12 protein-coding genes are annotated in these 12,525 nt (G+C 37.0%); 3 read left to right on the top strand and 9 right to left on the bottom strand.

Features of this window, described 5'->3' with window-relative positions; translation table 11 throughout:
• Positions 1-8: 8 nt before the first annotated feature.
• From FT993_RS03755 to FT993_RS03770, 4 genes are all read right to left on the bottom strand, one after another.
• Positions 9-437, bottom strand: coding sequence for a nitrous oxide reductase accessory protein NosL (locus FT993_RS03755; RefSeq protein WP_147861206.1), 429 nt, complete (start codon positions 435-437; stop codon positions 9-11).
• Positions 434-1,042 carry a hypothetical protein gene (locus FT993_RS03760; protein WP_147861207.1) on the bottom strand — a complete coding sequence of 203 codons (609 nt, stop codon included), beginning with the start codon at positions 1,040-1,042 and terminating at the stop codon, positions 434-436. The genes FT993_RS03755 and FT993_RS03760 overlap by 4 nt, the downstream gene beginning before the upstream one ends.
• Positions 1,043-1,125: 83 nt before the next feature.
• Entirely contained in the window at positions 1,126-3,048 is a 1,923-nt protein-coding gene (gene nosZ, locus FT993_RS03765; RefSeq protein ID WP_370450883.1) for a Sec-dependent nitrous-oxide reductase, read from the bottom strand.
• Positions 3,049-3,110: 62 nt separating this feature from the next.
• A complete protein-coding gene (locus FT993_RS03770; RefSeq protein WP_147861209.1) occupies positions 3,111-3,617 on the bottom strand; it encodes a c-type cytochrome in 507 nt (168 codons plus the stop codon).
• Positions 3,618-3,737: 120 nt separating this feature from the next.
• Between FT993_RS03770 and FT993_RS03775 the strand changes: the two genes are divergently transcribed.
• Positions 3,738-4,190, top strand: coding sequence for an Rrf2 family transcriptional regulator (locus FT993_RS03775; protein WP_255504412.1), 453 nt, complete (start codon positions 3,738-3,740; stop codon positions 4,188-4,190).
• 45 nt (positions 4,191-4,235) lie between these two features.
• Positions 4,236-4,967, top strand: a complete 732-nt coding sequence (ric, locus tag FT993_RS03780) for an iron-sulfur cluster repair di-iron protein (RefSeq protein ID WP_187240746.1) — start codon at positions 4,236-4,238, stop codon at positions 4,965-4,967.
• Positions 4,968-5,034: 67 nt separating this feature from the next.
• Here ric and FT993_RS03785 read toward each other — a convergent pair whose 3' ends face one another.
• The 5 genes from FT993_RS03785 to FT993_RS03805 form a co-directional block, all read right to left on the bottom strand.
• Entirely contained in the window at positions 5,035-5,481 is a 447-nt protein-coding gene (locus FT993_RS03785) for a PA2169 family four-helix-bundle protein (RefSeq protein WP_147861210.1), read from the bottom strand.
• Positions 5,482-5,660: 179 nt separating this feature from the next.
• Positions 5,661-6,116: a hypothetical protein gene (locus FT993_RS03790; protein ID WP_147861211.1), complete on the bottom strand. Its 456-nt coding sequence runs from the start codon at positions 6,114-6,116 to the stop codon at positions 5,661-5,663.
• Positions 6,117-6,183: 67 nt separating this feature from the next.
• Positions 6,184-8,286, bottom strand: coding sequence for a thiamine pyrophosphate-dependent enzyme (locus tag FT993_RS03795; RefSeq protein ID WP_147861212.1), 2,103 nt, complete (start codon positions 8,284-8,286; stop codon positions 6,184-6,186).
• Between the two features lie 50 nt (positions 8,287-8,336).
• Positions 8,337-8,702, bottom strand: a complete 366-nt coding sequence (locus FT993_RS03800; RefSeq protein WP_147861213.1) for a four helix bundle protein — start codon at positions 8,700-8,702, stop codon at positions 8,337-8,339.
• 36 nt (positions 8,703-8,738) lie between these two features.
• Positions 8,739-10,043 carry a dihydrolipoamide acetyltransferase family protein gene (locus tag FT993_RS03805; RefSeq protein ID WP_147861214.1) on the bottom strand — a complete coding sequence of 435 codons (1,305 nt, stop codon included), beginning with the start codon at positions 10,041-10,043 and terminating at the stop codon, positions 8,739-8,741.
• 271 nt (positions 10,044-10,314) lie between these two features.
• On the opposite strand from FT993_RS03805, the gene FT993_RS03810 reads away from it, so the two are divergent.
• Positions 10,315-12,516, top strand: coding sequence for a S46 family peptidase (locus FT993_RS03810; RefSeq protein WP_255504413.1), 2,202 nt, complete (start codon positions 10,315-10,317; stop codon positions 12,514-12,516).
• Positions 12,517-12,525: the final 9 nt, after the last annotated feature.

Here is a 12,525-nt window from a genome sequence, read left to right on the forward strand (position 1 = left end):
CAATTAATTTAATTTTGCTGCTGGTCTAGAATTTCATCCCAAGTATAGATTGCACCTCCTTTTTCTTGTTGAACCTTTTGGGCTTGTTCTCGATTAGGAAAAGCAGTAATAAATTCGCCCATCGGGCTAGGAATATTTTCAGAAATTAAATAAACCGCAGTCTGGGCAGAGATCAACTCTGAGGGTACCAAATAGTGATTAGTGAAAAATTGTTCTGGTTTTTCTTTACTCATCTCGTGTTTAAAATCTATTAAACACTCTAAGGCATCAAACTTATATACCTTGCCTTTATCTGTAACTATTTCTGCTCCGTGAATTTGATCGACAATCGTCATTTTACAAAAATCACAACTATCTTCTCCATAAGCGATTGGTTGCTTTTCTTTACTACAACTCACCAAAGTTATAAAACTGAATATGGCGACTAATTTTTTCATTTCTTTGAGGTTTTTATTCCTATTAAATAGGCTATAAAGGTTAGTAGCATACCAATGGTTAATAAAATTCCGCCAAGAGCTGGATAAGAAACCGCAGTGAAGTTAAGTATATCACGACTACCTAGCAGGGGAGGTTTATAGCTAAACGGGTTTCCATCTGCATCTACCACTTTAATAATTGCTTTGGGATCCAGGTTTGTACCGTAATCTACCAACCAAGCATTAAAGTCGTACATGCCTAAGATACCTAAAATCGTCATCACCAAAAGCCAACCTAAGAACCATTTGTGAGATACTTTAGAGAATAAGCCTAAAAATCCGATTATTACCCCTAGAGCAGCCATGCCTCCTACTACCAAAGGAAAAGTTCTAAATTCCCACATATCTGCTGGAGAAGGTAACTTTTGCATGCCAATATAGTGATTTAGACCGTCAATATTTTGCAAATCATATTCAGTAAATCCCTGAAGACCATCAAGATGTATATACATTCCTAAACCGTCTGGATATTGGGGAGCTTCCAACTCTATCGTCCATAACGGATAAATAAATAAGCTAAACAGTAAAGCTGAGCCTATTATCATTATAACACTTGCACTTTTCATAATCACTTTTGTTAAATAAAGAAGGCAGAGACCATCGAGACTTGATAATCTCTGCCTTCAAAAAATCAATTAAACAACAATTATTATTCTACATCTTCACCTAAAGACCACTCTAACTCAATGTCAGAATCTTTTGGAGAAACACGTATATATCCTTGCATTTCTTGATGAAGAGCAGAACAGAAATCAGTACAATAGAACGGCCATACACCTACTTGTTTAGGCTCCCAAACCGAAGTTTTAGTCTGGCCTGGCATAATTAACAACTCAGAGTTGTTTTGCCCTATAATCGCAAATCCGTGTGGTACATCAAAATCTTGCTCTAAGTTAGTGATGTGGAAATAAACTTTATCGCCTACTTTAATTCCTTCGATATTATCTGGCGAGAAGTGGCTACGTATAGTTGTCATATATACGTGTACTACATTACCCTCACGAACTACTTTAGTTTCGGCTTCGCTTTTTGCTGCAAACGGGTGTGTATTCTCACTTAACTTATAAAATTTCTTTGAATTAGGCGCTACTTTATCTGCTTTAATTGCCGCAGCGTAGTGTGGCTCACCGTGAGTTGGGAAATCTAAAATCAATTCCATTTTCTCTCCAGAAATATCATATAACTGCGCAGAGTGCTCTAATTCTGGTCCAGTTGGTAAATAGCGGTCTTTAGTAATTTTGTTCATCGCAAACATATATTTACCGTCTGGCTCTCTTGAGTTACCTCCTGCAATGGTTAAGTGTCCTACAGAATAATAAGTAGGTTTTCTATCAATTACTTCCCAAGTACCTAGTTTCCATTTCACAACCTCAGAAGAGATAAAGAAAGTAGTATAGGCATTTCCTTTGTCATCAAATTCGGTATGAAGAGGACCTAATCCTGCTTGCTCTACTTGTCCTGCCAATACATCTTCAAAACTTAAAATAGGAATACCGTAAGCTTCACCTTCAAACTTTTCATTTTTAATTGCTTCTTGCATTTTCTCAAATGAGTGAACAGTTAAATTGGCCGATAATTTACCATTACCTACAATGTACTTACCATCTGGTGATACATCACAACCGTGGGGTGATTTAGGTGTAGGTAGTAAATAAACCGCTCCAGGAACTTCTGTAGGATCAATTACACGCACCTCTTTTTTCATAGTTGAAGTAGCGGTATGAGAATTATGATCATACACGTTATGCGCATAATTCGAAGGCATCATTTTTCCTCCACCATTGTTAATGTACTCTTCAATTTTTTTCCAGTTAACAGCTGCGATAAAATCTTTATCATTTTGCGAAGCATTTACCTCTAATAAAGTGCTGGCTTCTTCTGTATTATAGGTTGTAAAGAAGAACCAACCGTGAGAATCGCCTCGACCTGGGTGAGAAAGATCGTAATTAAATCCTGGCATTAGCAATTGGAATTTGATATCCATATGCCCGGTTTCTTTATCAACTTCTATAAAAGATAAGGCTCCTTTAAATTTACCTTTATATTCTTTTATACTAATGTCCTCCTGAGGTACGGGTACAGAAAATCTTGTTCCTGCCACCACATATTCGGTGTTTTCGGTTACAAAAGAAGAACTGTGGTTCCCTGCACTATTTGGCACCTCAATAATTTCTACTGTTTCAAAAGTTTCTAAATCAATTCTCGCGATTCTAGGCGTGTTGTTTTCATTTATAAAAACCCAACGTCCGTCTGTTACCCCTTCAGTTTGTGAAATATCTGGGTGGTGCGAATCTCCCCAAGGGATAAAACCATGCGAGGTATTTAACATTGGCTTTGTCTCTTCTGAGTAGCCATAACCTGAAGTTGGAAACTGGCTGAATACCGGTATTTCTTTAAACATTCTACCAGATGGCAAACCATATACGGTTAAATTTCCAGTATATCCTCCAGATATAAATGCATAATACTCGTCCTGTTCGCCAGGTGCTACGTAAACTTTTTCTGCTGCGCTACTTCTCAAAGCACCTCCAGCACTACTTTCCTTGTTGGCTTTGTCACCACAACTCATCATCGCTGCGGTAGCTAAGAGCCCAATACCTAAGTTTAGAATTTTCATGTTTATTTATTTTTGGTTTATAGTGTTCTAAAGTACTCCATGACTTGTCTCGCTTCTTCCTCGGTTAAGCCTTGATTGGCCATTGGCGACCCATTAAACTCAATCAATAAATCTTTAGCTAAAGGATCTTCTCTTACCATTCGCTCCGGCACTAAAATCATGTTCATCACCCATTCTGGAGATCTACGCTCTAAAATTCCTTTAGGCGCGGGCCCTATAAAACGCTTATCAACTTTATGGCAAGCTGTACACATTTTCTCATATACTTCTTTCCCTTTGGCTGCCATAGCTTGATCTATATCTGCAGGTAAATCAATACTGGAGATAGGACCTACCCCCTTGTTATCTAAATCTACACGTTTAGAAGCTGGAACCTTATCGGCCTTTTTCTCCTTTTTTGCTGGTTCAGCTTGATTCAAAGTAATTTTTTCCTTTTTCTCCTCTTTCTTATTGTCTCCTCCACAGCTTACTAGTATTCCTGCAAAAGCTAACATAAGAACGCTTAATTTTAAATAGTTTTTCATTGTTACTGATTTTTCGGTTATTAAATCAAAACAAAGATAAGAGAGTATAGATTTTTAAAATATGACTAATATCATTAAAAAAGACTTTCTTGTCCTGATTGTATACGCTACCTTTGTGATATGATTAATAAAAGTGGTATTTTTTCTAAATCTTGTTCGCACGCCTTAAAGGCAGCAACATTTGTAGGTAAAAAAGGACTAGAAAATAAAGCAGTTAAACTCAAAGAAATAGCAGAGGAAATTAATAGTCCTCTAGCCTTTACAGCCAAAATTTTACAGAAATTAGTAAAAGCAAACATTATTGAAAGTAACAGAGGAGCAAAAGGTGGTTTTTTTATTACCAAAGTGAATCTTAAAAAAGTAGTTTTAAAAGATATTGTTTTTGCTATTGACGGAGAAGGTTCTTATAGTGGTTGTGCTTTAGGATTTGAAAAATGTAGTGCATCAAAACCCTGCGCTCTGCATTTTCAAATTTTACCTATCCGAGAAAAATTAAAAGAAACCTTAGTAAGCACAACCTTAAAAGATTTAGCTCGAGCAGTTGATGAAAACAACACTTTTTTAAAAGAATAAAAAATTTATATTTAAATCGGACATTCTTATCTTAATTGATGCGTTATGGAGAATATATTGAATAAACAAATTGGAGAGCTAGTAGCTCAAGACTACAGAACTGCAGCTATTTTTAATGCTCACGGAATTGATTTTTGCTGTCGCGGAAACCGCATAGTGAATGATGTTTGCGATCAGAAAAAAATTAACAAACAACAGCTTGAAAATCAATTACAACAAGTTTTCACCGAAAAAACAACAGGCGAACCAGATTTTAGATCTTGGCCTCTAGACCTATTAGCCGATTATATCGAGAAAACACATCACCGCTATGTAAGTGAAAAAAGTCCTGTTTTGCAGCAGTTCTTGACCAAGTTATGTAAGGTGCATGGTGATAGGCACCCTGAGTTATTTACTATTCACGAGGCTTTTAATGACTTGGCCAAAGAATTAGCATCGCATATGAAAAAAGAAGAATTAATTCTCTTCCCGTTTATCAGAAAAATGATCAACCATAAAATAACGCATCAACCGCTTGAAAAACCCCATTTTGGCAGTGTTGAAAACCCTATTAATATGATGGAGCATGAGCATACCGAAGCCGGCGAATTATTGCAGGTTATAGAGAAAAACACGAATGGCTACACCCCACCAGCCGATGCTTGTAATACTTACCGCGTGACTTTTGCAATGCTAAAAGAATTTGAAGAGGATTTACACAAACATATACACCTCGAAAATAATATCTTGTTTCCTAAAGCAATCGCTTTAGAAAAAGAGCAAGATGTTGCTGTTTAATTTTACTTTTTTTCAACAGAAACGCTCGGGTGTGCACCCGAGCGTTTCTAGTTTATTTTAATATCTATTATGAAATAACTTCCCAATTCGAAGCACTTTGTTTGGCTTGCTCAATTTTCTGCCTTTGATTTCTCAATATATCTTTTGTAGTTCCTGGTAAGGTAGACTCCGCTAAAATTTCATCATAATCTTCTAGAGCAGCTTCTTCTCCTCGTTGTACTTCTTTCATAACGGTTTCATTCTCATTTCCTGAAAAAGCAGTTTTTACATCCATCCACGTTCGGTGTAAAGAGCCCTTTACACTTCCACCTTTGTCTGGCTCTTGATCAAAAGCTCTAATTTCTTGCTTAATCTCGTGACCAAAATTATAGCGTTGTTGCGCTTGTTCTTGTAAAAACGACTTCATCTTTGCATCTTTAACGTTATCTGCCGCTTCTTTATAACCTTTTTCGGCATCATAGGTTTTTTCTAGTAGTTGGTTTAATTTGTCTGCGACTTCTTTTCTAAATTCCATAGTTTTAAGTTTTTTAATTTCCTCTAATTTACTACACCAAAGCCATTTAAAGCGCTGTATTAACACAGGCTTATTATTCCATTAACTAAGATTAACGTTGGCCTTATAGCCCTTAAAATATTTTTAAGATTTCATCAGCTCAAACGAAGTATCTTACCAGATTATATTTTTCAATCTTTCTATAAAAGTTTAGTTTTAATAATACTATCCTGTAATGCTTTTAGATTTTTAGTATTTATAATAAGTAAATGCTTGCTCCGCTTAAATTTTATACCCAAACCTAACCCTGGCTTAATACAAAAAAATGTATTCCCCTGGTAATCCCATTTCCAGCCAATACCATACCACCAAGGTATTTTCCTAACACAAAATCCATTTACATCAACTCCTGTCAAATCAATCTTTTTACGAATTATTCCTAGGCCAAAAACGATTAAAATAGCATTTTGCTCAACACGGATGAGCATTCTATAAAACAAGGCAAGCATTAAACTGATGAGTCCTAACGCAATAAAGAGTCCCAAAGGATTTTCTCCTCTTGCACTAATACCAATTGCTCCCAAAAGACTTAGCAGCCATAAAATAAAGAGTAATAAATTTAAAAATTTAGGATATTGCTTTTCCTCGTAAACCATCGCAAAAAAATAAAAAGCCAGCTTGAAACCTTTCAGGCTGGCTTTTATTTTAAAATTACCAATTAGGTTAATAATTTAATAAAGATTGAATTTTAGATTTCACTTTCTCTGTAGAAGGAATCATAGTTTCTTCTAAAGTTGAGTTTAACGGGATCGCAGGCATATTTTCTGAACCTATCGTCATTACTGGAGCATCTAAAGATTTGAAACACTCTTCCTGAATTTTTCCCGATAAAGCTCTTGCAAAAGTATTATCGGATGGCTCTTCGGTTACCACTAAACATTTACCGCATTTCTTTACGGATTTCATTATCGTCTCCTCATCAAGCGGATGCAAGGTTCTTAAGTCTACCACTTCAATTTGATCTTGTAGACCTAATTCCGCGGAAGCGTTCGCGGCCCAATGCACGCCCATCCCATAAGTAATAATACTCAAGGTCTCTTTGTCTTCTTGCTTCCAGATTTCTTGTAAAACCCAAGCTTTTCCAAATGGCAACACATAGTCTTCACTCGGCTCTATAGAGGTTGCCCCCTTTGTTCCCGGCACTTTGCTCCAGTACAATCCTTTGTGTTCAAAAATTACTACCGGATTTGGGTCGTAATAAGCGGCTTTCATCAATCCTTTTAAATCGGCTCCGTTACTAGGATAAGCTATTTTTACACCTCTAATATTACTTACCACACTTTCTACCGAAGAAGAGTGATAAGGACCACCGCTACCGTATGCGCCAATAGGCACGCGCAACACCATAGATACTGGCCATTTCCCGTTCGATAAAAAGCAACTTCGACTTACTTCTGTAAACAGTTGGTTTAATCCTGGCCAGATATAATCGGCAAATTGTACCTCAACAATTGGTTTCAAGCCAACCGCAGACATACCTACGGTAGACCCTATTATAAAAGCCTCTTGTATTGGGGTGTTGAACACGCGGTTATCTCCAAACTTTTGCGCTAAGGTGGCAGCCTCTCTAAAAACACCACCTAATCTACCTCCAACATCTTGCCCGTATAACAAGCATTCTTTATGCTTCTTCATCAGCTCTTCAATAGCAAAAAGAGCACAATCAACCATCACCACCTTATCTGCGCCTTCTGGTGAACGTTCTCCTTTTTCTTGGGTAATTGGGGTTGGTGCAAAATCATGCGTAAACAAATCTTCTGGCTTAGGATCTTCTGCTTGTAGCGCTTCTTGGTAATGTTCTTTTACTTTTACACGTGCCAGAGCTTCTATGGCTTCGATTTCGTCTTCTGTAAAGTTATTTGCTGCTAAGTATTTTTTCATTTTCGGATACGGGTCGCGTGTTCTGGCTTCTTCCAAATCGTCGCGATAAAACTCCATACGCACCCCCGAAGTATGGTGATTTAGCAAAGGTACTTTGGCATGAATCAACATTGGCCTTCTTTCTTTACGGATGGTTTTTAGTGCATTTTGAACCGTGGTATAACTTTCTTCAAAATTGGTACCGTCAATCGAGATGGCTTCTAAACCTTTAAACCCTTTGGCATATTCAGCGGCGTTTTGGGCGCGGGTTTCGGCTTCGTTGGCCGAAATGTCCCAACCATTATCTTGAACCAAATACAAAATAGGTAGTTTTTTGAGAACGGCCATTTGAAAGGCTTCCGCGATTTCACCTTCGGTTACCGATGCATCTCCCAACGAGCAAACTACGACCGGTTTTTCTCCGTTTACCAAAGCTTCTTCTTGCCCCATTTCTTTATAGAAAGCATACCTTTCATCTTCGGTAAACAAATCGCCACCTTCACGATAATGCATCCCTAGAGCTACACCAGTTGCAGGAATGGCTTGCATTCCTGTAGCTGAACTTTGATGCGGGATCTTAGGTTTATCGGCATCTTTTAAACTGGGATGCGAATAATAAGTGCGGCCGCCAGAAAACGGATCATCCTTTTTGGCTAATACTTGAAGCATTAGATCTTTAGGCTGCATACCTATAGATAGCAAAATAGAGTCGTCTCTGTAATAGGGGAACACATAATCTTGCGGCAGCAATTGCATACCTAAAGCTATTTGTATAATTTCATGACCACGAGAGGTAGCATGTACATATTTTGAAACGGTTTTAAAATTCTCTTCATATAACGCTGTAAGTGCTTTCGCGGTAGACAGGTTGGAGAAGGCTTTTTTTAGTATATCTTTTTTAATCATTTTTTATTTTTTTAGAATCACGAAACAAGACGCTTTGAACCACGACTATTTCAGTTAATAGAATCAAGACTGTCAATAAAATTCGAGATTTTACTTTGTAATTTTTGTACTTTACTCTCTAAATTCAAATAACTTTCTTCTGAAAGAAAATTTTGACGATAACAAACTGCCAATTGGGTTTCCCATTCAAAGGCAAAACCTAAGCTATCTTCCAAATATTTTATAAAGTGCTTATCAGTTCGTTTACTGGAACCCTCAGAGATATTGGAAGCAATAGATACAGAACAACGATTCATTTGCGTTCTCTGTCCATATCTCTCATAATCTGGTAAAGTGGCCGTAAAGAGATAGTTCTCATCTATTAACTCCATCGCTTCTTTCCATATTTGTAATTTTTTAAAATTATGTCTTCGCATCCAATTTTATTTAGTCCTGTTTCAAAATGTCCTGCATCAAATCGTGCGTTTTTCATTAAAATCTTCAAAATAATCGGCTACCCGTCTTAAAAAACTTCCGCCAAGGAAACCATCTACTACACGGTGATCAAAAGAAAGCGATAAGTACATCATACTTCTAACCTCTATTTTATCTTCTTCTTCATATTCTATCACCTCTGCTCTTTTCTTGATGATTCCTGTTGCCAAAATAGCCACTTCGGGCTGATTGATAATTGGAGTACCCATTAAACTACCAAAGGTACCTACATTAGAGATTGTAAAAGTGCTACCGCTGGTTTCCTCGTGCTTTAATTTGTTATTTCTAGCTTTCTCGGCTAATGCATTTACTTCGGAAGCAATAGTAGGTAAATCTTTTTTATCGGCATTTTTAACTACAGGAACAATAAGGTTCCCACTAGGTAAAGCCGTTGCCATTCCTATATTGATTTCCTCTTTTTTAATGATGTTTTTACCGTCTACACTAACATTTATCATCGGGAAATCTTTCACCGCTTTAGCCACAGCCTCAACAAACAATGGAGTAAAGGTAAGTCTTTGCCCATATTTTTCTTGAAAAGCATTTTTGTTGGCATTGCGCCAATTTACCATCTGGGTTAAATCGGCTTCAACATAGGCCGTAACATGAGGCGAGGTATGCTTAGAATACACCATATGATCGGCAATCATTTGTCGCATGCGGTCCATTGCTATTATTTCGCCTTTTCCTTTATCAAGTTTCAAATCAGGCACCTTAAAGCCACCGACTTCAGGTACAGGCTGGGCAAACTGCGCAGGTCTTCCCTCTTCTATATATTTAAAAACGTCACTTTTGCGTAACCTGCCCTCATTACCTGTTGCCGGAATACGGGCCAACTCTTCATAGCTAATGTGATAATCTATAGCTATATTTTGAATCAGCGGTGAGATGTAAGTGTTCTGATTTTTATTTAGCGTATAACTTTGCGAAGTTGAAGTTGAGCTTGCCGACGGTTTTTTCTTAGGCGCTTTTGGTTTTGCTGGTTTGGGCGATTCTTTTTTCGCTTCCGCGGAAGCTTTTTTCGCCAATACCGCTTGATCTTTTGACACCTCAATATTTGCAATTACCTCACCCACTTTTACTACTTCATCAACTTGTGCTAAAATTTTTGTGATTACACCCGATGCAGGTGCTGGAACTTCAGAGTCTACTTTATCTGTGGCTACCTCTAAGATTATTTGATCTTGCTCAATAGTATCTCCTTCTTTAACCAACCAATTGATAATGGTACCTTCAGAAATACTTTCGCCCATTTTGGGCAGTTTAAAATCTATACTTGACATAAATGGTCTGTGTATGTTTATTTACATGGCTAACAAAAATAACATTTTAGCCTAGCAATACCAGCCAGAAAAGTAGTTTAATCAAGATTTTATACCAATTTAAATAATTCAAACCTCATAATTGGTAGAAATTAAACGAACCAAAGAGCATTACGCCTATAAAAAATGGCACTTTAAGCATTTTTGGCGTGAGAATAAATAAAGTATTTTTAGTATTTTGCAACCCAACAAATCGTGTATATATTATACCATAAATTATAATACCATTACCATGAAGAAACTTATTAGATTATTTATCTTTTTAATCGCTTTTCCTGTGTTTTCTCAACAGGGCGGAATGTGGATTCCGTCTTTATTAAAAGGAATGAATGAAAGCGAAATGCAGAACTTAGGAATGAAAATGAGCGCTGAAGACATTTACAGTGTTAACAATAGTAGTTTAAAAGATGCTGTACCTCACTTTAACGGCGGTTGTACCTCTGAAGTTATTTCGCCTAAAGGCTTATTACTCACCAATCACCACTGCGGCTACGGGCAGATTCAGTCCCATTCAAGTGTAGAAAACGATTATTTAGCCAATGGATTTTGGGCAAAGAATTTTAAAGAGGAGCTGCCTAACCCTGGAATGACCGTTACCTTTATCGTTGAAATTTCTGATGTAACCAACCAAGTACTAGATGGCACCCAAGAGGCTTCAAATGAGGAAGAAAGACAACAAATAATTGAAAAGAACAAACAAGACGTTGTAAATAATTCACCCAAAGAGGCTTGGCAAACTAACCGTGTAAGCACATTTTATGACGGTAATCAATTTATGCTTTTTAGGGTAGAAACCTTTAAAGACATCCGTTTAGTGGGTGCACCTCCTTCTTCAATAGGTAAATTTGGATCAGATACAGACAACTGGATGTGGCCTAGACATACTGGCGATTTTGCTCTTTTTAGGATTTACGCTAATAAAGACAATAAGCCTGCAGAATACAGTGAAGACAACATCCCTTACACACCGAAACATTTTTTACCGGTTAGCTTAGACGGTGTTGAAGAAAACGATTTTACTATGGTTTTTGGCTATCCTGGTACCACCGATGAATATTTACCAGCTGTAGCGGTAGAACAATTGATAGAGACCATCAATCCGGCTCGAATTGGAATTCGCGAGGTAGCGCTTAAAGAGCAGGATGCGTTTATGCGAAAAGACCAAGAAATAAAAATTAAATATGCTTCTAAATATGCTCGTATTGCCAATTATTATAAAAAATGGATTGGTGAGAGCCAAGGCTTAACAAAAACCGATGCGGTTGGTATTAAAAGAAATCTTGAAGACCAATTTACGCAGACTTTAGCAGAAAAAGGGCTAGAAGATGAATACGGACATATATTAAATGACTTTGAAAAAGCTTACGCCGATTTTAGAAACTATGATTTAGCTTACAGCCTATTTTCTGAAGCTTTTATAAGAAACGTAGAACTTTTGCGTACAGGCTTTCAACTTTATCAGCTTGAGCAGGTTTATAATTTTAGAGGAGAACAATCTTTTAACGATAGAAAAAATAACTTTTTTAAAGATACTCAATCGGCATACAAAGATTATAGTCAAAAGGTAGATGAAAAAGTTTTCGAAAAGGTGCTTGCCTTTTATGCCGAAGAAATGCCTAAAGAATTTTTACCCGATGTATACGAAAATATTGACTTAAATAAATTAACTCAGCAAATTTATTCTCAATCGGCTTTAACCGAATATGATAAACTAGCTGCACTTTTAGAAGGAGATGCAGAAGAAGTTTTGAAAAGACTGCAAGCAGACCCTGGTTATGATTTTGTGAAAAATAATGCCATTGCATTTTATAGTGAAGTATTGCCAGCTTACCGTAATATGCGTTTAGAAATAGATGCCCTACAAGCAGAGTACATGAAAGCCATTGTAGAGACCAGTCCTAAAGGAGCTAGAATTTTTCCTAATGCAAATGGTACGCTTCGTGTAACTTACGGTCAAGTGAAAGGTTACAGTCCTAAAGATGCAGTTTATTATGAACCTGTTACGCATTTAGAGGGAGTAATGGAAAAATATGTTGAGGATGATTATGAATTTGATGTACCCCAAAAATTAATCGATTTGTATGAAGCCAAAGACTATGGGCAATATGCCGAAAACGGTAAATTACCCGTAAATTTTATAGGCACCAACCACACTACTGGTGGAAATTCAGGTAGCCCCGTAATCGATGCCTATGGTAATTTGATTGGTTTAAATTTTGATCGTGTTTGGGAAGGTACAATGAGTGACATTTACTATGACCCCGCTATTTCTAGAAATATAATGGTTGATGCGCGTTATATTTTATTTATAATTGACAAGTATGCCAATGCTAAGCATCTTATAGATGAGATGCAATTGGTACACCCTAAGAAAAACCAATCACCAAAACGTAAAAAAGCTAAAAAGAAAAGAAAGTCAAAAAGACGTTCTTAATTTCTGTTT

Origin of the sequence: Mesonia sp. HuA40 (assembly GCF_008017835.1) — a bacterium.
Lineage (GTDB): Bacteria > Bacteroidota > Bacteroidia > Flavobacteriales > Flavobacteriaceae > Mesonia.